At 64.0% G+C, this 19,996-nt stretch carries 17 protein-coding genes and 3 pseudogenes; 15 read left to right on the top strand and 5 right to left on the bottom strand.

The features are described 5' to 3' along the window. Positions 1-978 carry a tRNA glutamyl-Q(34) synthetase GluQRS gene (gluQRS, locus tag MVA47_RS06520; RefSeq protein ID WP_374474352.1) on the top strand — a complete coding sequence of 326 codons (978 nt, stop codon included), beginning with the start codon at positions 1-3 and terminating at the stop codon, positions 976-978. Between the two features lie 323 nt (positions 979-1,301). Next, a complete protein-coding gene (locus MVA47_RS06515; RefSeq protein WP_247207166.1) occupies positions 1,302-2,018 on the top strand; it encodes an RDD family protein in 717 nt (238 codons plus the stop codon). A 1-nt stretch (position 2,019) separates the two neighbouring features. On the opposite strand, the gene tgt is transcribed toward MVA47_RS06515, so the two are convergent. Both tgt and MVA47_RS06505 read right to left on the bottom strand, forming a co-directional pair. Then, positions 2,020-3,282, bottom strand: coding sequence for a tRNA guanosine(34) transglycosylase Tgt (gene tgt / locus MVA47_RS06510; protein ID WP_247207165.1), 1,263 nt, complete (start codon positions 3,280-3,282; stop codon positions 2,020-2,022). Between the two features lie 83 nt (positions 3,283-3,365). Further along, positions 3,366-4,229: a helix-turn-helix transcriptional regulator gene (locus tag MVA47_RS06505; RefSeq protein ID WP_247207164.1), complete on the bottom strand. Its 864-nt coding sequence runs from the start codon at positions 4,227-4,229 to the stop codon at positions 3,366-3,368. Between the two features lie 102 nt (positions 4,230-4,331). On the opposite strand from MVA47_RS06505, the gene MVA47_RS26675 reads away from it, so the two are divergent. Both MVA47_RS26675 and MVA47_RS26670 read left to right on the top strand, forming a co-directional pair. Then, on the top strand, positions 4,332-4,619 hold the full coding sequence (locus MVA47_RS26675) for an aldo/keto reductase (protein ID WP_281504681.1): 288 nt from the start codon (positions 4,332-4,334) through the stop codon (positions 4,617-4,619). Then, on the top strand, positions 4,546-5,205 hold the full coding sequence (locus tag MVA47_RS26670) for an oxidoreductase (RefSeq protein ID WP_308280624.1): 660 nt from the start codon (positions 4,546-4,548) through the stop codon (positions 5,203-5,205). Before MVA47_RS26675 ends, MVA47_RS26670 begins: the two co-directional genes overlap by 74 nt. A gap of 79 nt (positions 5,206-5,284) precedes the next feature. Here the strand turns inward: MVA47_RS26670 and MVA47_RS06495 are convergent, their stop codons facing one another. Both MVA47_RS06495 and MVA47_RS06490 read right to left on the bottom strand, forming a co-directional pair. Then, a complete protein-coding gene (locus tag MVA47_RS06495) occupies positions 5,285-7,630 on the bottom strand; it encodes an MMPL family transporter (protein ID WP_247207163.1) in 2,346 nt (781 codons plus the stop codon). Positions 7,631-7,686: 56 nt separating this feature from the next. Next, entirely contained in the window at positions 7,687-8,307 is a 621-nt protein-coding gene (locus MVA47_RS06490) for a TetR/AcrR family transcriptional regulator (RefSeq protein ID WP_247207162.1), read from the bottom strand. 159 nt (positions 8,308-8,466) lie between these two features. On the opposite strand from MVA47_RS06490, the gene MVA47_RS06485 reads away from it, so the two are divergent. The 4 genes and pseudogenes from MVA47_RS06485 to MVA47_RS06470 all read left to right on the top strand — a co-directional run bounded on the left by MVA47_RS06485 (position 8,467) and on the right by MVA47_RS06470 (position 12,250). Further along, on the top strand, positions 8,467-8,982 hold the full coding sequence (locus MVA47_RS06485) for a hypothetical protein (RefSeq protein ID WP_247207161.1): 516 nt from the start codon (positions 8,467-8,469) through the stop codon (positions 8,980-8,982). Between the two features lie 304 nt (positions 8,983-9,286). After that, positions 9,287-9,733: a DUF6764 family protein gene (locus MVA47_RS06480; RefSeq protein ID WP_062795053.1), complete on the top strand. Its 447-nt coding sequence runs from the start codon at positions 9,287-9,289 to the stop codon at positions 9,731-9,733. A gap of 148 nt (positions 9,734-9,881) precedes the next feature. Beyond that, positions 9,882-11,039, top strand: coding sequence for an acyl-CoA dehydrogenase family protein (locus MVA47_RS06475; RefSeq protein WP_247207160.1), 1,158 nt, complete (start codon positions 9,882-9,884; stop codon positions 11,037-11,039). A 45-nt stretch (positions 11,040-11,084) separates the two neighbouring features. Then, positions 11,085-12,250: pseudogene (locus MVA47_RS06470) on the top strand (acetyl-CoA C-acyltransferase). Between the two features lie 77 nt (positions 12,251-12,327). Here the strand turns inward: MVA47_RS06470 and MVA47_RS06465 are convergent. Then, entirely contained in the window at positions 12,328-13,155 is an 828-nt protein-coding gene (locus tag MVA47_RS06465; protein ID WP_281504680.1) for a crotonase/enoyl-CoA hydratase family protein, read from the bottom strand. 144 nt (positions 13,156-13,299) lie between these two features. Here MVA47_RS06465 and MVA47_RS06460 point away from each other — a divergent pair, with 144 nt between their 5' ends. The 7 genes and pseudogenes from MVA47_RS06460 (at position 13,300) to nuoE (ending at position 19,996) form a co-directional block, all read left to right on the top strand. Continuing rightward, entirely contained in the window at positions 13,300-15,426 is a 2,127-nt protein-coding gene (locus MVA47_RS06460) for an MMPL family transporter (protein WP_247207159.1), read from the top strand. A 68-nt stretch (positions 15,427-15,494) separates the two neighbouring features. Then, positions 15,495-15,910 (top strand): annotated as a pseudogene (locus tag MVA47_RS06455) (hypothetical protein). A 225-nt stretch (positions 15,911-16,135) separates the two neighbouring features. Continuing rightward, positions 16,136-16,528 (top strand): NADH-quinone oxidoreductase subunit A, encoded by a 393-nt coding sequence (locus tag MVA47_RS06450; RefSeq protein WP_030168728.1) that lies wholly within the window; start codon positions 16,136-16,138, stop codon positions 16,526-16,528. Positions 16,529-16,565: 37 nt separating this feature from the next. Beyond that, positions 16,566-17,120, top strand: coding sequence for an NADH-quinone oxidoreductase subunit B family protein (locus tag MVA47_RS06445; protein WP_030168726.1), 555 nt, complete (start codon positions 16,566-16,568; stop codon positions 17,118-17,120). After that, positions 17,117-17,824 carry an NADH-quinone oxidoreductase subunit C gene (locus MVA47_RS06440; protein ID WP_247207158.1) on the top strand — a complete coding sequence of 236 codons (708 nt, stop codon included), beginning with the start codon at positions 17,117-17,119 and terminating at the stop codon, positions 17,822-17,824. Before MVA47_RS06445 ends, MVA47_RS06440 begins: the two co-directional genes overlap by 4 nt. A gap of 110 nt (positions 17,825-17,934) precedes the next feature. Continuing rightward, a pseudogene (gene nuoD / locus MVA47_RS06435) lies at positions 17,935-19,130 on the top strand (NADH dehydrogenase (quinone) subunit D). Continuing rightward, positions 19,127-19,996 carry an NADH-quinone oxidoreductase subunit NuoE gene (gene nuoE, locus MVA47_RS06430; RefSeq protein ID WP_247207157.1) on the top strand — a complete coding sequence of 290 codons (870 nt, stop codon included), beginning with the start codon at positions 19,127-19,129 and terminating at the stop codon, positions 19,994-19,996. The pseudogene nuoD and the gene nuoE overlap by 4 nt, the downstream one beginning before the upstream one ends.

Raw genomic sequence — 19,996 nt, 5'->3', positions numbered from 1 at the left:
ATGTCCCATCCTTGCACTTGTACCCTCGTTCGGGTGAACGATTGCCGCCGAGACGAACCGGGCCGCCCGAGCGGTGCGGGACGGTACGCGCCGTCGCCGTCGGGCGATCTGCACATCGGCAATCTCCGTACCGCGTTGCTCGCCTGGTTGTTTGCCCGTTCGACCGGCCGGCGCTTCGTCATGCGAATGGAAGACCTCGATCGGGTGGCACCGGGGGCAGCAGACCGGCAGCTCGCCGATCTGGCGGCATTGGGGATCACCTGGGACCCTCCGATGATGTGGCAGTCGCAACGTCGACTCTCCTACGACGTCGCCATCAACGATCTGCAACGACGGGCACTGACGTACGAGTGCTTCTGCACTCGACGCGAAATCCTCGAGGCCCCGTCCGCACCGCATGCGCCGGCGGGCGCCTACCCGGGGACCTGCCGCGACCTCACCGAAAAGCAACGACAAGCCAAACGCGATACCGGCCGGCCGCCTGCCATCCGGCTTCGCGCGGAGGTTGCCGAGTTCACCGTCGTCGACACACTTCTCGGCAGTCATACCGGCATGGTCGACGACTTCGTCCTCCGCCGCGGCGATGGCATACCGGCATACAACCTGGCCGTGGTCATCGACGACGACGCCCAGGGAGTGGATCAGGTGGTTCGTGCCGACGACCTCCTCAGCTCAGCTCCTCGACAGAGTTATCTGGCCACACTGCTTCACATTTCGCCACCTGTCTACGCACATGTGCCACTGGTCCTCAACACGCTGGGCGCAAGGCTCGCCAAACGCGACGGCGCTGTCACGTTGTCGGACCTGGCCCTGGGCGGCATTGACACACAGCGTGTTCTGTCACTCATCGCCGCGTCGTTGAAAATGGCAGCCCCCAACGAGCCGGTGACCATCGATCAGCTACTCGCCCGATTCGATCCCGACGATCTGCCGCGCGATCCCTGGGTCCTCGAACCGAGCGCAATGCTGAGTTGCTGATCGGCACCAGAACGCCGCGCCATGACAAGTCCACGGGCAGACGGCACGCCGAGCGATCATTCGAATGGAATAGCGATCCGGCCTTGGATTCACGCTGCCGGTAACCGGTGAGCGCCGCAGATGCGGGCAACCGGTCGACGCCGAAAATCGACTGACCTGCTCAAACACCAAGCGGCGGTCGATGATCGCTTACTCGAATCAACGCTGGCTAGACACCCCTCAGGGGTCCAAACAACCGGCAACCCACCTTTGTCCGGTTTAGACTCGTCACGACCATCAGGTAGGTGCGAAGCGTGCCTTCGCCGCGAGAGGAAACGAACGTCATGAGCGGACCGCAGTACCCAGGCCCCGACCCCAACTACCCGGGCAACAATCCCCCGCCGAACCCGGACCTGGGTAAAGGCGGCCCGGCAGGTCCGCCTCCCGGTTCCTACCAGCAGCCAGGTACCCCGCCGTCGGCAGGTTCGTACCCGCCGCCGCAGGGCAGCTACCCTCCGCCCTCGCAGGGCAGCTATCCCCCGCCGCCCCAGTTCGGCGACCAGTCCAGCTACGGACAGCCGCAGGCGGGCGCCGGATTCGGGCAGACCGCAGGCGCCGGAATTCGCTTGGGCGCCAGGATCATCGACGCCATCATCGTCGGCGTGGTATTGGCCATCGTTTCGACGATCGTCGTGCTGGTCGTCGACATCTTCATCGTGTCGCTGATCGTCTCCCTAATCCTGAGCCTCGCCGGGTTGGCTTACTTCGTGTTCTTCGAAACCCGTTCGGGCGCAACGTTGGGCAAGCAGCTCCTGAAGCTGAAGGTTCAGGGCGTGTCGGGCGGACTGCCCACCCAGGAAGAGTCCCTCAAGCGGAACTCCTGGATGCTGATCGGCTTCCTGTCGTCGCTGCTGTCGTTCGTGCCGATCTTGCCGTTCCTGTTGAGCCTCGCCTCGCTCGGAATCCTGATCGCCATCGGTGTCACCATCAACAGTGACCCGAACAACCAGGGCATCCACGACAAGTTCGCCGGTGGCACCAAGGTCGTCAAGACCGGCTAGTTCACGAGGTTTTCGCCTGCGCGTAGTACCGGCCGAGGAACTCGTCCCGGAACTCGAAGTAGGTCCCGTCTTCGATGGCCTGGCGCGCCCGCTCCACCAACGTCACGATGAAGTGCTCATTGTGGATGGTGCAGAGTGTGGCCGCCAGGCCTTCTTTGGCTTTGAACAAGTGGTGGATGTACGCCCGGGTGTATTGCGTTGTGTAGTTCTCGATCGCGGGATCCAGTGGTCCGAAGTCGTTGCGGAACCGGCTGTTCGTCACGTTGTAGCGACCATCGAGTGAATAGATGGCCCCGTTGCGCGCCACCCGCGACGGCGACACGCAGTCGAACGTGTCGACCCCGTTCTCGATCGCGGTGAAGATGTCGTCCGGTTCGCTGATCCCCAGGAGATGTCGCGCTTTGTCCTGTGGCAGTTCCTCGTTCACCCACCGGACGATGGTGCCCAGGTTCTGTTTCTCCAGTGCACCCCCGATTCCGTAGCCACCGAAACCGCGGCCGCCGTTGTCGACGTCGCGTTCGCTCATCGCAACCAGATCACGCGCCGCCTTGCGCCGCAGGTCTTCGTACTGCGCGCCCTGCAACACTCCCCAGAGCGACTGGGTCGGTCGATGGCTGCGTTCGGCGGTCAGCCGGTTGTGTTCGGCCAGGCACCTGATCGCCCAGAGCCGTGTCCGCTCGAGCGACGTCTCCTGGTACTCACGGGTGTTCATCAACGTGGTGAGTTCATCGAACGCAAAGATGATGTCGGCGCCCAACTGGTGTTGAATCTGCATCGACACCTCAGGGGTGAACCGATGGGGCGAACCATCCAGATGCGATTTGAACGTGACCCCGTCGTCGTCGACGCGGGCCAATCGTTCCTTGCCCTCGGCGATCACCTCGTCGTTCTGCATCCCGGTCACGTCCATCGCGATGACCTTCTTGAAGCCGGCCCCGAGTGACATCACCTGGAAGCCGCCACTGTCGGTGTAGGTGGGGCCGGGCCAATTCATGAACTTCCCGAGACCACCCGCCTCGTCGATGATGTGCGGACCGGGCTGCAGATACAGGTGATAGGCGTTGGCCAGGACCGCCTGGGCGCCGAGGTCGCGCACCGCCTCGGGAACCACGGTCTTCACCGTCGCCTTGGTCCCGACCGGAACGAATGCCGGCGTCTGGATCTGCCCGTGCGGCGTATTGATCGTCCCGGTTCGTCCGAGCGTGCCGGCCAGGCTGGTCCCGAGGGTGAAGCTGCGGTCGGGGCCTTGTTGGGGATCGTTCACCGATGCATCTTCCCAGTGCGCCGCACCACCGGGCAAAACGCCGGGGTGTGGCGGCGAGACTTCTCGACCAGAGGCCCCGGCGTTCAGCCGTCCGTCACGTCCACTGCACGCGCCGACAACTCCGGCGCCGACGGCGCGGCCAGCGATGCGAGCAGAGCGAGCTTGTCTGCGCTGTCGGTTCCGGGCGCCGCGTGATAGATGACCAAGACAAGGCCTTCGGATGCATCGACGGCAAGCCGGTCTTTGTAGAGCATCAGCTCGCCGACCTGCGGGTGGTACATCGGGGTCTGAGTGCCCACCCGGACCTGCACGTCGTGCCGAGCCCACAGTCGACGGAACTGCTCGCTCGCCAGGGACAGCTCCCCCACTATCTGCACGACACGCGGATCATCGACGTCGGGGCCGACCGACTGTCGGAAGCCCGCGACGAGGTGGCTCATGGCCAATTCATGATTCGGGCAGAGTGCTTGTTCGCCGGGGTCGAGGAACAAGGCTTTCAAGCGATTCTGACCGACACGCAGATTAGGTGACACGGCGCGGGCAAGGTCGTTGGCGGCGAGCACGTCGAAGTGTCGACTCTCCACGAAGGCAGGCATTCCGATGGTGGCAAGTAGTTGGCGGATGCCCTCGGGCACCGTCTCGCGGCGGTGACGTCGCGTGCGTTTGCGTGTCTGGGGCGCAGCGAGTCCGATGAGATAGGACGTAGCCGTCTCGTCGAGTTGCAGTACGCGGCCAAGTGATTCGAGCACCTGCACCGACGGGTTGTGGTCGCGCCCTTGCTCCAGCCGGAGGTAGTAGTCGGAGCTGATGCCGGCGAGCATCGCCACCTCCTCGCGGCGTAACCCCGACACGCGGCGCTGCCCCACCACCGGCAGCCCGACGTCCTCCGGCCGAACGAGCTCCCGTCGGGCACGAAGGTAGTCGCCGAGTTGTCCGTTGCCGCCCATACGTCGACCGTACTCAGACTTGCGCTCGGCGTGACTGTCCCTGTCACTCCCAGGAAGACCGGGGCACTGGCACGGTCTCGTCGCGTCTCGCACGGTGGGGACATGACAAACGCAACACAACTTCCCGGCGGGGTCTTTCCGCTCACCGATCAGCTCGAGCTCACCCGTTTCGGCTACGGCGCAATGCAACTGGCAGGCCCCGGCGTGATGGGACCTCCGGCCGACCGCAGCGCTGCAGTCAGCGTCCTGCGCGAGGTGGTGGAGCTGGGCATCACCCACATCGACACCAGCGACGCGTACGGGCCCTACATCACCAATCAGCTCATCAGACAGGCACTTCACCCGTACCCAGACTCGCTCCGCGTCATCACGAAGGTCGGCGCATCGTGACGCCCAGGGCGGCTGGCCGCCGGCTCGATCGCCTCAGCAGCTGCGCGACAGCGTCCATTCCAATCTCGAGAATCTCGGACTCGACGTGGTCGACGTGGTCAATCTGCGGGTGGGAAGTCCCGCGGGCCCGGAGTCGGGATCCATCGAAGAGGCCTTTACGACCCTGGCGGAGTTGCAGCAGAACGGGCTGATCCGGCACCTCGGGCTCAGCAATGTGACACCTGACCAGGTCGCCGAGGCGCGCGCGCTCGCGCCGATCGTCTGCGTCCAGAACTTCTACAACGTGGCCAATCGACATGACGACGAGCTGATCGACTCGTTGAACACCGATGGCATCGCCTACGTACCGTTCTTTCCCCTCGGCGGCTTCAGCCCGTTGCAGTCGGCGGTGCTGAGCTCGGTGTCGACTCGGCTCGACGCGACACCGATGTCGGTTGCTCTGGCGTGGCTCCTCCGGCGTTCACCGAACATCCTGCTGATCCCTGGCACCTCATCGGTCACCCACCTGCGCGACAACGCTGCCGGCGCCGGCGTGCAGCTGTCCGACGCTGACTATGCCGAGTTGAGCACCATAGCTGGGCCCTAGCCGAGAGATACTCTCCAACAAACGAACTCACCCCACCAGCTCAGCGAGCTGGTGGGGTGAGTGTTGTGCGCGACGACGATCAGACGGACACTTGTTCACGCCTGTCGATTTCCGCTTGCTCGGCGGCAAGCGTCTTGTTGAGCTTCTCGCCCTCGATGTCGACGTTGGGCAGGATCTTGTCCAGCCACTTGGGCAGCGACCACGCCTTGTCGCCCAGGAGGGCGAGCACGGCCGGGATCAGCGTCATGCGGACGATGAAGGCGTCGAAGAACACCGCGATCGCCAGCGCAAATCCCATCGCCTTGATGAACACCATCTCTTGCAACATGAACGCCGCGAACACCGAGATCATGATGGCGGCTGCGGCTGCCACCACGCGGGCACTGTGACTGAAGCCCGACACGATCGCATCCTTGGCCGACGAACCGTGGACGTACGCCTCACGCATCCGGGTCACCAGGAACACCTGGTAATCCATCGCGAGTCCGAACACCACGCCGATCAGCATGATCGGCAAGAAGCTGACCAGAGGCTGCGGATTACCGATCAGCCCGAGGTCACCATTGGTGAAGATCGCCACCGTGGCACCGAAGGTGGCGCCCACGCTGAGCAGGAAGCCCAGTGCGGCGGTCAGCGGAACCAGGATCGAGCGGAACACGATCATCAACAAGATGAACGCCAGTCCGACCACCACGATCAGGTACGGGATCAGAGCCGAGCTGAGCTGATCGGACACATCGATCTCGATCGCCGTCTGCCCGGTGACACCGTAGGTGAGTCCGGTCGACTCGGTGACACTCGATTCCAGGCCTCGCAGATCCTTCACGAGCTGCTGTGTGGCCTCTTCTCCCGACGAACTCGCAGGGAGCACCGAGATGATCGCGGTGTCGCCGGACGCGTTCACGTCGCCGGGGCTGATCAGCGCCGTGGCGACATCGTCGACGCCCTTGATCTGGTTGACCAGACCGTTGAACGCGTCGATCCGCTGCGTCTCGTCCGCGATGGCGCTGCCGTCGACAACAACCACAAACGGGTTGTTCTGGCCCGGACCATAGCCCTCGGCCACCAGCTCGTACGCCTTGCGCTGTGTGGTGCTGGGGTCTCCGCTGCCGTCGTTGGGCAGAGCCAACTTCAGACCGGCCATCGGAAGTGCGATCAGCGCGAGCAGGATGATCGGTGCGATCGCGAAGAGCGCGGGGCGCTTGACCACCTGGTTGATCCAACGCTGTCCGTTGTGGCGGCGCGCCGGATCGGAGGGCGTCACATCAGGTGCGTTGAGGGCCTTGATCCGGCCGGCGAACACCTTGCCGCCGAAGAGACCGAGGATCGCAGGCAGCAACGTGAGCGCGACGAGGACGGCTACCAGCACCGTGCCGGCCGCGGCCAGGCCCATCGCCGTGAGGAACGGGATGTTGACGATGAAAAGGGCTGCGAGCGCGATGAACACGGTCGCACCGGCAAAGACAACGGCCGAACCCGCTGTGCCGACGGCCTTTCCGGCTGCTTCGGCACGAGACTTGGAGGTGTGCACCTCATGCCGGTAGCGGGAGAGGATGAACAGCGCGTAGTCGATGCCGACCGCGAGACCGATCATCGTCGCGAGGATCGGGGTCTCCGAGCTGAGATCGAAGAAGAACGTGGCTGCCGTGACTCCCATCATGCCGATCACAACACCGACGATTGCGGTGATGAGCGGCATGCCCCAGGCGACCAGCGACGCGAAGGTGAGGATCATGACGATCGCACCGACGCCCATACCGATGAGCTCAGAGGTGAGACCGATTGCGGGTTGAGGCAGGGCCGTACCCGACATCTCGACCGTGAGGCCTCCCTGGCGCGCTTGATCGGCAACGTCTTCCATCTGTTCGTGAGCCTTTGCGCTCACATCCGCGCTGGCCTCGACGTCGAAGGACGCAGCGAGCTGGGCCATGGTCTGGTCTTTGTTGATCGGTGACCCGGCCTGCGCGTCGGCCGCCGCTTCGACGGGCGACTTCCCGAACTGCTGGGACTGGAACTCGGTGACCGCGTTCCAGCCGGGCCCGGGACGATCTGGTGTGCCGTAGGTCTCGAATGGGTTGACGATCGACTCAGGCTGCTTGACCTTGTCGAACTGCTTCATCTGCTCGACCATGGCGTTGATGGTGGCCTGATTCTGCGGAGTGTTCAGATTCGAACCCTCCGGGGCCTTCACCACGTACTTGACCGACGTGTCCTCGGAGAACTTCGGCTTTTCCGGGAAGGCCTCGACCATCTGATTCTGAGCTTTTTCCGACGGAATGCCAGGAATCGAGAAGCTCTCGGAATTGGGCTTCGACAGCGTTGCGGCCGCCACACCCATCGCGACCAGCACGAGTAGCCAGATCGCGATCATCTTGAACTTGTTCAAATAGGCCCATTTGCCTATTCGATAGAGATAAGTGGCCATGTGCTGGTCCTTCCAGTGGGTCTTCGGGAGGTTTGGGTGCGCCGGTAGGCGTCAGGTCAGGGATTTGGTGTCGACATCGGGCGGGACAAGCCGCACTTGGTGAGACGGAATGCTTCGCCGAGGAATTCACGGAGGTCGGTGTGCGGGGCGAGCCCTTCGCTCCACATCTCCAACCCCACACGCAGGGTCACCAACGCGTTCCCGAAGACCACGCGCTCGTACCGGCCCAAGTCGGTGGATTCACCGCGGCATCCGACCACCGACTCGAACCGGGCCTTCTGTTCCGCGGCCAGTCCGTCACTGTGTTTGTGGTCGGCCAGTGTCGGCTCGGTCTCGAGCAGACGGATCAGGGTCAGGAACTGCCCCGGATCGGCTTCGGTGTCGCAGGCGATCTCGGTCAGGGCGTACTCGACCGAGTCCCACAGCACCTCTCCCCCGGGTCGCGACTCGATCAGATCGGCCAGGCGGTCGAGCATGACGCCGACGAAATAGATCAGCGCATCTTCTTTGCTCGGAAAGTAGTTGTGGAAAGTTCTTGCGGATACTCCGACCTCGGCAGCGACGGTCTCCACGGACACCGACTCGAGGCCGCCGTCCGACGCATGACGGAGCACCGCAGTCGCCAGAGCCAGCCGCGTGGCTGCCTTCTTGGATTCGCGTAAGCCCATTTCTTGCATGACTTCCACCGTACGGAACTTGCAGAGTTCTGCAACTTTTCTGTCGGGTGCAAAAAGATAGAACGCGTCACACCGGGCGGCTGGAGTGGCGGGCATCACCTGACGCGGTGGATGCGTCGCCGTCATGTGGGCCGGGATGCGGTTCGCTACGGTTGCCCCATGCGTACCGCTCTTCTCCGTCTTGCCGGACCATTGGTGATCGTCACGGGCGCGGTCGTCACGCTTTCCGCCTGCGGCGGGGACGACTCGGCCGCGCCTGGCAATTCGTCGGCCGCGAAGAGTTCGGGCAGCGCCGCGATCGGTTCGAGTTCTCCGGCCGAGCCCGGCACCACCTCATCGCGCACGCCGTCGACCGAGAACTCGAACGCACCCGCCGTACCCGGCCCGTCATTGCCGCCGGCCACCTCGATTCCCGACTCGAAGCGACTTCCCGCCATCGAAGGCGTCCGGTGCGAGACGGTCAATGGTCCCGACGGCGCGCTACAGGTCGTCATCTTCGCCGGCAGCGGCGTGGACTGCGCCGCAGTGATGCCGGTCGCCAGAGAGTACGGCCCGAAGATCGCGACAGGAACTCAGCAGCAGGTCAGCGGATGGGATTGCGGCCCGTCACAAACCCGCGGGGTGCTCTCGCGATGCACCCGTGGATCTGACGCATTCGGTTTTGCCATCGAGTGATCTGGCTGTCCTGTCGCAGATGGGGTCGCGTGACTGACGGCTGCGCGTCGGCGAACATTCGGGCCGCTCCGCCAACCGGCAAACGCTCGGTCTGCAGACCGAGCATCGGCGAGATTCGCGAGCAGGCCGTCAGCGCCGCAGCTAACCGTCAAACGCTCGCCCTACAGACCGCGCAACGACGAGAATCCCGAGCCCCGAACCACCTTTTTCGACTTTTCTCACACCCAAGCAATCCAGCTTTGTTTCGGCTCCGAACACGTGTGGTAGTCGTCACAAAATGCCGCATCGAAAAAGGAGCTCGAGAATGATTCGTTTCACTCGCAAGTCCGTCGTCGCCGCCGCAGCAGCAGGCGCGGGTGCCGCCGCCCTCACCTTCGCCGCCGCACCTACCGCCACCGCCGCTCCCGAGATCTGCCCGAGCCTGCCCGGCCAGACCAGCGCAGGTGCGAACTGCTACTCGTCCTCGGGTCCGACCGGCCTGACACTCGCCATCACCGCAGATGGCGGCGTCGCCGTGTCCACCGGCAACAACTTCTCAGGTCCGGCTGCCATCGCGCTGGGACCAGGGGCGGTTGTTGAGATGCAGGGTGTGAATCCGGGGTTGTCCATCGGTATCGCGGGGCCGGGAGCGACTGTGGTGGTCGACGGCCAGAACCGGGTCCAGTGCACTGACGGGATCAGCTTCGCCGGGGACTTCCAGACCTGGAGCGGCTGCTTCAACAACGGCACCACCCAGATCCCACTCGGCTGACCGGTTGGGGCCCGAGACTCATCCATGTGAGTTTCGGGCCCCGATTCCGGCGATAGCACTCACCCTCCATCACCTGGTGTTCTAGTTTGCTAAGTGAACCTTGCGTCGCGGACCGACCGCGATCGGTGCACTTGAAGATGGAGGAGCAATGCTCCGCACGGTGTTCGACGAAGAACATGAAGCTTTCCGAAAGGTGGTGCGCGACTTCATCGCACGCGAAGTCGCACCGGTGCACCACGAATGGGAGGAGCAGGGCCATCCGCCCCGCGACTTCTATCGCCGTCTCGGCGAGATGGGCATCCTCGGAATCGAGGCGCCCGAAGAGTTCGGCGGAGGTGGAGCGAACACCTTCAAGTTCAGTGCCGTGGTCACCGAAGAGGCGGCACGCGCAGGTGTCACGTTCGGCACCTACTCGGTTCACTCGAACCTCATCCTGCCGTACCTGGTGAAGTACGCAACCGACGAACAGAAGAAGCGCTGGCTTCCCGGATTCATCTCTGGCGACATCATGACGTCGATCGCGATGACCGAACCCGGCACCGGCTCGGACCTGGCCAACATCGCAACGACTGCCAAGCTGTCCGATGACGGCAGCCACTATCTCCTCAACGGTGCCAAGACCTTCATCACCGGCGGCGCGCTTGCCGATCTTGTCCTGGTGGTCTGCCGAACGGCGGCGAGCACCCCCGAGAACCGACGCGGCGGTCTGAGCATCCTGTGTGTCGACACCACATCGCAGGGATACTCGGTGGGACGCAAGCTGCAGAAGATCGGGCTCAAGGCCTCTGATACTGCCGAACTCTCGTTCGACAACGTTCGCGTCCCGGTAGAAGACCGCCTCGGTGAGGAGGGCGAGGGCTTCAACTACCTCACCCACAACCTCGCGCAGGAACGCCTGACGATCGCATTGCAGTCGTCGGCCGCCGCCCAGGCCGCGTTGCGCCATGCGCTGGACTACGTCAAGGACCGCAACATCTTCGGTAAGCCGCTGGCGGCTTTCCAGAACACCAAGTTCGTACTCGCCGAGTGCGCCACCGACGTCGAAGCCATCGTGCTGATGGCCGACCGCGCGCTCGAGCTCCACGATTCGGGTGACCTCACCGTGGCCGATGCGGCCAAGGTCAAGCTGTTCTGCACCGAGGGTGCGGGGCGGGTGATCGACAAGTGCCTGCAACTGCACGGCGGATACGGGTACGTCACCGAATACCCCATCGCCCGTCTTTATGCGGACACGCGTGTGTCGCGGATCTACGGTGGCACAAGCGAAGTCATGAAGACCATCATCGCCAAATCCCTGGGCATCTGAAAGCCCGTCCCATCTCAGTGATCCGAAACAGCAGGAGAACAAACAATGCGTGATGCAGTGATCGTCGATGCCGTTCGAAGTCCAGTCGGCAAACGTAACGGCGGCCTGTCCGGTATTCACCCGGTCGATTTGTCCGCCCAGGTGTTGCAGGCGCTCGCCGCCCGTAACGGCCTCGATCCCGAACGGGTGGACGACGTGATCTGGGGATGCGTTTCCCAGGTCGGTGAACAGGCCGGCTGCATCGGCCGGTATTCGGTACTGGCTGCCGGCTGGCCCGAGTCGGTGCCTGGGCTCACCGTGGACCGCCAGTGCGGATCTTCGCAGCAGGCAGTACATCTGGCTGCGGCCGGAGTTGTCGCGGGCCACTATGACGTGGCCGTTGCCGGCGGTGTGGAGTCGATGTCGCGTGTGGTGATGGGTGCGGCCCGTGCCAGTGGCGAACACGGCGAACCCTTTGGGCCGATGGTGCGCAAGCGTTACGACAACTTCGTGTTCAATCAGGGTATCGGCGCGGAGATGATCGCCGAGGAATTCGGCTGAGCAGAACAGATCTGGACCAGCACGCCCTCGACTCCCACGAAAGGGCGGGCAATGCCATCGACGAAGGACGTTTCGTCGATCAGATCGCACCCATCACCGTCACGGCCGAAGACGGCACCACAACCGTGGTCACCACCGACGAGGGGGTTCGCCGAGGCGGCACACTCGAGAAGCTGGCGGGACTCAAGACACCGTTCAAGGAAGACGGGGTGATCTCCGCCGGCAACGCCTCTCAGATCTCCGACGGCGCCGCCGCGCTGCTGGTCACCACCAGCGAACTTGCATCGGTGTACGGATGGACCCCCATCGCCCGCGTGCATTCGGTGGCGGTGGTGGGCGCCGACCCGATCACGATGCTGAAAGGCCCGATCCCGGCCACCGCGAAGGTGTTGCAGCGCGCCGGAATGTCCATCGACCAGATCGGCACCTTCGAGATCAACGAGGCGTTCGCGTCGGTGTCCCTCGGCTGGCAGAAGAGCACGGGCGCCGACTACAAGCTGCTCAATCCGGACGGCGGAGCCATGGCGCTCGGCCACCCGCTGGGCGGGTCTGGTGCACGACTGATGACCACGATGATCCACCGGATGCGGGCGCAGGGCATCCAGTACGGACTGCAGTCGATGTGCGAGGGCGGCGGCATGGCCAACGCGACCATCCTCGAATTGCTCTGACCCGATCGATCCGCTCAGGCGGCTGCCACCGCACTGGGGGCAGCCGCTCTGTGCGTGAACGGGTTTGAGGTGGCCCGTCAGTCTCCCGTGAACTGCCCGGGCCTACGTTCGACAAAGGCGGACAGCGCTTCGCGATGATCAGCCGTGCCGTGCGAGATCGCCTGCATGGCGGCCGACAACTCCAGGATGCCGCCGAGGTGTTGCGTATCCGCTTCGCGTAACAGCTTCTTCGTGAGACGCAATGCATTCGGTGGGTTCGAGGCCACGCGAGCGGCCAGCTGTCGGGCGGTGTCCATGAGGGCGTCGGCGGCCACCACCCGCGACACGAGTCCCCACTCCAGCGCGGTCGCCGCATCCACGCGGTCTCCGGTGAAGGCCATCTCCGCGGCGCGCGCCGCACCCACCGCACGCGGCAGCAGCCATGCTCCACCATCGCCTGGAATCAGGCCCAGCTTCACAAAGCTCTCCGCGAAAAAGGCGTTCTCCGAGGCGATTCGCATGTCTGCCATCAACGCCAGATCACATCCGGCGCCCACTGCAGGTCCGTTCACCGCTGCGATGATCGGCGCCTCGCAACCGTAGATCGCCCGCGTCAGCCGCTGTATCCCGCTGGTGTACCCGTGCTGGATGTCGGCCTGACTGCCGCCGAACATGCCGACCCGGTCCACCATGTCCTTGACATTGCCACCGGCCGAGAACGCCGACCCCGCTCCGGTGAGGATCACCACTCGTACGTTCCGGTCTGCGTTGGCGGCCGCGGCCAGGTCCACCATCCGGGACACGACCTCGTCGCCTGAGATGGGGTTGCGCGCTTCGGGCATGTTGAGCGTCCAGGTGGTGATGCTGTCCTCGGTATGGGCGACGACGACTTCATGTGACCCGGTCACATCGTTGGGGTTGGTCATGCAAAGGATTCTCCCCCTTCGCCCGCCGCCAGGCGATATGCTTTTCCCGCTTCGACCCGGGCGACATCTTGCGACCGCACTCGCGCAAGATTGCGAGACGCGGAGCGAGCATGTACGTGCCCTGACTCTCAGACGGAAGTACCCATGTTCGCTGTCATCGCCCGCACAGTTGTCGCTCATCCGTGGCGGTTCATCGCCGGTTGGGTGGTCATCGCAGTGTTGATCATCCTGTTCTCGCCCAACCTCGAGGACCGCACGAGCAACAATCAGCAAGACTTCCTGCCATCGTCGTTCGAATCGGTCCACGCTCAGGAGTTGGGTGACGAGTACTTTCCGGCCACGGCCGGGGCCACCGGCAGCCTGGTGGTATCTCGTCCGGACGGTGCCCCGCTGACACCGGATGATCAACAGACCGCCCTGGGTTTGGCAACAACGTTGCAGGACGCCAAGATTCCCGGCGTCACGAGTGTCGTCGGCAGTCCTCAATCGTTCTCGCCGGACGGCAAGGTGGCCGCACTCCAGGTGACCTTCGCCGGGCAGCCCGGTGACGAGACGGTGAACGATGCGGTGGCCGATGTGCGCGACGACGCCACCAAGGACCTCGAAGGCACCGGGCTCACAGCGGGTCTCACCGGCAACGCCGCGATATCTGTCGACAGCAACGCTGCCTACGCTGATGCCGAGCAGGTCATCACCATTGCGACGGTGGTGATCATCCTGCTCACACTCGGGCTGGTGTTCCGCAGTCCCATCATCGCGATCCTGCCCATCGTCGTGATCGGTGTGGTCTTCATCGCTGTTCGTGGTGTGACAGCCATGGCGGCAAGCCTTTTCGACTTCGAGGTGAGCACCACCCTCGACGCGATCCTGGTGGTCGTGCTCTTCGGTGTCGGCACCGACTACATCGTCTTCCTGCTCTTCCGTTACCGGGAGGAGTTGCGGCAGGGCGACTCTCACAATCCGGCGATCATTCTCTCGACTCGAGTTGTCGGCCGGGTGGTCGCGTCCTCGGCACTGACGGTGATCGGGGCCTTCTCCGCGCTGTTCCTCGCCAAGCTGGGCTCACTCAGTTCGCTGGCACCAGGTCTGATCATCGCCGTGGCAGTCATGTTGATGACCGCGCTGACGCTCATCCCCGCCATTTTCACCATCCTGCATCGCCACCTCTTCTGGCCCCTCGGACCGGGCCACGACCCCAGACGCTCGCCATTCGCCGGGATCGGCCGATTCGTGGGCGGCCGACCGATCATCGTGGTCGGCACGGTGGCGGCGGGCCTGATCGTGCTGGCGGTTTTCAGCACCGGATACAAGGCCACCTACGACACCCTGGCCGAGATGCCCTCGGACACACCGTCTCAGCAGGCGTTCGACACGCTTGCCGACTCATTGCCCCCAGGGGCCCTGAGCCCCACCCAGGTGTACGTCAAGACACCTGGCCCGGTCCCACAGGACCAGTTGGCCACGCTCGAGGCAGACCTTGCGAAGGTCCCCGGCGTGGCGTCGGTGCAGCCACCCAGGATCAGTCAGGACGGCACGGCCGCCCTGATCAACGTCATCTTGACCCAGAGTCCGTACACAACCGACGCTCTCGACACGGTGGAAGGCCCTGTGCGGCAGACAGCACACGATTCGATCCCCGGGGCCGAGGTCTACGTCGGCGGACAGACATCGACCTTGGTCGACGTGCGCAAACAGCTCGGTTCCGACACCGGTCTGGTGTTCCCGGTGGCCGTGGTGATCGTCGGTGTGATCCTCGGACTGCTCCTGATGTCGGTTCTCGCACCGATCAACCTGCTCATCTGTGTCGGGCTCACTTTCGCCGCCACACTCGGCGCTCTTGTCATCGTCTTCCTGCACGCCGCCGGCCTCGCAGGTATCGACTTCTCGACGCCGATCGTCCTCTATCTGTTCGTGGTCGCAATCGGCACCGACTACAACATCCTGCTCGCCGAGCGGTTGCGAGAGGAGTTCCGCGACGGCCATTCACCTCCGGACGCGGCGCGGATAGCGATCGCCAACGACGGTCCGACGGTCGCGGCGGCGGGCACCATCTTGGCGCTGACCTTCGCCTCGCTCACACTCACCGGACTCGACAACCTGAAGGAGCTCGGCGCGGGAGTCGCGATCGGTGTCCTGCTCGCATCGCTTGTGATGGCACCCACGCTGGTGCCTGCTCTCTCGGTGTTGCAGCGCAAGGCGTTCTGGTGGCCGGCGAACGACGTGCCCGCCGGGCCGAAGGAGTCACCACCTCGGGGCCCGATGGCGACGTGACTGCCAGCGGCTCCGCAGATTCATCAACTGCCCGCTCCTGACAGTGCCCGGCGCGTAGCATCGGCCTGGTGACAGAGGCACCGTCGCGTTCCAATCGCCTTGATGTGCTGCGGGTTCTGGTCTACAGCAGCGACGCTGCCACCCGCCGGCAGGTCATCGAGGCCCTGGGCGACCACCCCCTTCCGGACTCGCCCCGTTCACCTATGTCGAGTTGGCAACTCAGCCCGCCGTGCAAGCCAGGATGGACGAGGGCGGCATCGATCTGGTCATCCTCGATGGTGAGGCGTCTCCCGCGGGCGGCATGGGTATCGCCAAACAACTCAAAGACGAGGTGGACCGCTGCCCTCCCGTGGTCGTTCTGACCGGCCGTGCCGAGGACAGTTGGCTTGCCAACTGGTCGCAGGCCGAGGCGGTTGTCCCTCGGCCTCTTGATCCGTTCACCCTCACCCAGGCCGTTGTGGAAGTCCTGCGTCCCTCCCTCTGACTCCGCTGTCTCCGTGCACATTTATGCACGATCGAGATAACTGGGATGACAAATCGACAACCCGTGTCACCGCGAGAACCCTGCCGGGCACCGAGGTCTCACGAGTAGCGTGTGTCTCAGATCACACACAGCCCATGTGCGGTCGCACCCTCGGACAGCGCGCCCGTCCGCCCGGTCGATGACCGCCGCTCCACCGCCACTCGCGGGAAAGGAGGAATCGGTGCCATGAATCTCTACGTGCCGATCCTCGTTCTCGGTGCCATCGCCGCCGCCTTCGCGGTCTTCTCGGCAATGCTCGCCTCGGCGGTGGGGCCCCGTCGCTACAACCGTGCCAAACTCGAAGCGTATGAATGCGGGATAGAACCCATTCCGAACCCCCTGCGAGGCAAAGACTCTGGGAGCGCCGGGCTATCTGCCGGTCAGCGCATACCCGTCAAGTACTACCTCACAGCCATGCTCTTCATCATCTTCGACATCGAGATCGTCTTCCTGTACCCGTGGGCGATCTACTTCGACTCGCTCGGCTTGTTCGGCTTGATTGCCATGGCGCTGTTCATCTTCAACGTTTCGGTTGCCTACGCGTACGAATGGAGGCGGGGCGGCCTGAGCTGGGATTGATTGTCTGCTGGACACATTCGAAAAGAGAGTAACCACCATGGGACTCGAAGAGAAGCTGCCGAGCGGGTTCCTGCTGAGCACCGTCGAAGGTCTCGCCGGATACATGCGCAAGGGCTCCCTGTGGCCCGCCACTTTCGGATTGGCCTGCTGCGCAATCGAGATGATGGCCACCAGCGGTGGGCGCTTCGACATCGCCAGGTTCGGCATGGAAGCCTTCCGGGCGTCGCCGAGGCAGGCTGACCTGATGATCGTCGCCGGCCGGGTCAGCCAGAAGATGGCACCGGTGCTACGGCAGATCTACGACCAGATGGCTGAACCCAAATGGGTTCTGGCCATGGGTGTCTGCGCTTCATCGGGCGGCATGTTCAACAATTACGCGATCGTGCAGGGCGTCGACCACGTCGTGCCGGTCGACATCTACCTGCCCGGCTGTCCGCCGCGGCCCGAGATGCTGTTGCACGCCATCCTCAAGCTGCACGAGAAGATCCAGGACATGCCGCTCGGGGTCGACCGGGTGGAGGCCGTCAAAGCCGCTGAGGCCGCAGCACTCACCGCCACCCCCACCATCGAGATGAAGGGGTTGCTGCGATGACGCCGCCAGATGACCGGCCCACCCGCGACGACGCTCCCGGCGAGGTCATCGGTGTCCGTCGGGGGCTGTTCGGCGTACGCGGCAGCGGCGACACGTCTGGTTACGGTCGCCTCATCCGGCCGATCACCCTGCCGGGCAGCACTCCTCGTCCGTACGGTGGCTACTTCGACGAGGTGGTGGACACCCTCGGGCAGGCGCTGGAAGAGGTCGACACACCTGTCGGGATCAACGACGCCCTCGAGAAGATCGTGGTCTACCGCGAGGAACTCACCCTGCATGTTTTTCCCGCGCATCTGCCGGTGATCGCACAGACACTGCGAGACGACCGGAAGTTGCGTTTCGAGCTGTGCCTGGGTGTCAATGGAGTTCACTACCCCGACGAGACCGGCCGCGAACTCCACGCGGTCTATCCGCTCATGTCGATCACCCATAACCGGCGAGTCCGGCTCGAGGTCGCCGTTCCCGACGCCGATCCGCACATCCCTTCACTGCACGCGATCTACCCCACCACCGACTGGCATGAACGCGAGACCTACGACTTCTTCGGCATCGTCTTCGACGGCCATCCGTCACTGACGCGGATCGAGATGCCGGACGACTGGGCGGGACATCCACAGCGCAAGGACTACCCCCTCGGTGGAATTCCTGTGGAGTTCAAGGGCGCGCGCATACCGCCGCCTGATCAGCGGAGGTCCTACAACTGATGAGCGACAACATCGACACGGGCAGCAACCTGTTCACTGCCACAGGCCAGGACTGGGACCACATCGTGAGTTCGGCCGCTGAGTCCGGCGAGGAACGCATCGTGGTGAACATGGGGCCGCAGCATCCCTCGACTCACGGTGTGCTGCGGTTGATCCTGGTACTCGAAGGGGAAACGGTCACGGAGGCCCGCTGCGGCATCGGCTACCTTCACACCGGCATCGAGAAGAATCTCGAGTTCCGCAACTGGACGCAAGGTGTCACGTTCGTGACCCGGATGGACTACCTGTCGCCGTTCTTCAACGAAACCGCCTACTGCCTGGGCGTGGAGAAGCTCCTCGACATCACCGATCAGATACCGGAACGGGTGAACGTGATCCGGGTGTTGCTGATGGAGTTGAATCGCATCTCCTCGCATCTGGTCGCGCTGGCGACCGGCGGCATGGAACTCGGCGCGGTGACCGCCATGCTGTTCGGCTTTCGTGAGCGCGAACTGATCCTCGACATCTTCGAGATGATCACCGGATTGCGGATGAATCACGCCTTCATCCGGCCGGGTGGTCTGGCTCAAGATCTGCCCGACGGGGCGGTGGAAAAGATCGGCGAAGTTCTCGAGGTGCTCCCCGGGCGACTACGGGACATGGAAGACCTGTTGAGCGAGAACTACATCTGGAAGGCACGCACTCAGGGGATCGGCTACCTGGACCTCACCGGCTGTATGGCGTTGGGGGTCACCGGCCCCATTCTCCGCGCGACCGGTCTGGCGCACGACCTCCGACGGTCTGCGCCGTACTGCGGTTACGAGAACTATGAGTTCGACGTGATCACCGATGCGGCGTGCGATTCCTACGGTCGTTACCTGATTCGTGTCAAGGAGATGAAAGAGTCCCTGAAGATCGTCGAGCAATGCCTCGACCGATTGCGTCCCGGCCCGATCATGGTGGAGGACAAGAAGATCGCATGGCCTGCCGATCTTGTTGTGGGCAGCGACGGGTTGGGCAATTCACGCGAACACATCGCCGAGATCATGGGCTCGTCGATGGAGGGGCTCATCCACCATTTCAAACTGGTCACGGAGGGCATGCGGGTGCCGCCGGGCCAGGTGTACGTGTCGGTCGAATCGCCCCGGGGGAGCTGGGTGTGCACATGGTCAGTGACGGCGGGACCCGACCGTACCGGGTGCACTTCCGCGACCCCTCCTTCACCAATCTGCAAGCGGTGGCTGCCATGTGCGAGGGCGGGATGATCTCGGACGTGATCGCTGCGGTCGCGAGCATCGACCCCGTGATGGGCGGAGTGGACCGATGACTGCTGAGCCCGTCTTCCTCACCTTCGGTGATCCGGTGCCGCCGGAGCAGCGCTATCCCGCCGATGTGGTGGCCCGGCTCGAGCCGGATGCCCGCGAGATCATCGCCCGATATCCCGATGCGCGGTCCGCACTGCTGCCGCTGCTGCACCTGGTCCAGAGCGAGGACGGATACATCACGCCGGCCGGGATCGCCTTCTGCGGAGGGCTTCTCGAGCTGACGCCGGCGGAGGTGACCGCGGTGTCCACGTTCTACTCGATGTACCGCCGGCAACCTACCGGGGATTTCCTGGTCGGGGTCTGCACCAACACCTTGTGCGCGGTCATGGGCGGTGATGCGATCCTTGCCGACCTCATCGACCATCTCGGGGTGTCGCCGGGAGGCACCACTGCGGACGGCTCGATCACGCTCGAACATCTCGAGTGCAATGCGGCGTGCGACTTCGCACCCGTGGTGATGGTGAACTGGGAGTTCTTCGACAATCAGACGCCGGAGTCGGGCCGCGAGCTTGTGGACGCATTGCGTTCAGGCGAACAGGTCACCCCTACACGGGGTGCGCCGCTGTGCACCTTTCGCGAAACAGCCCGCATTCTGGCAGGTTTCCCAGATGCCCGGCCTGGTAGCTCGGATGCTGCCGGGAGTGCCGGTGATCCCAGCCTGGCCGGCCTCCTCATCGCCAGGGACCGGGGTATGCAGGCCCCCGCCACCGGTCGCCCAGACCTTCCGAACAATGCATCCCCCGACGCGGGCCGTACCGCTGCGGCAGATGAAGCCGAAGCATCCCGGACGGCCGCAGACAAGCCGGCACCGGCGCCGGATGCGCAACCGCGCGATCACACTGCGACCACGGACAGCAAGGAGGTGTGA

This window comes from Williamsia sp. DF01-3 (assembly GCF_023051145.1).
In the GTDB taxonomy this organism is placed as follows: Bacteria; Actinomycetota; Actinomycetes; order Mycobacteriales; family Mycobacteriaceae; genus Williamsia.
The sequence above is the reverse complement of the archived record's forward strand: the minus strand, read 5'-3'. Positions and strand labels throughout refer to the sequence as shown.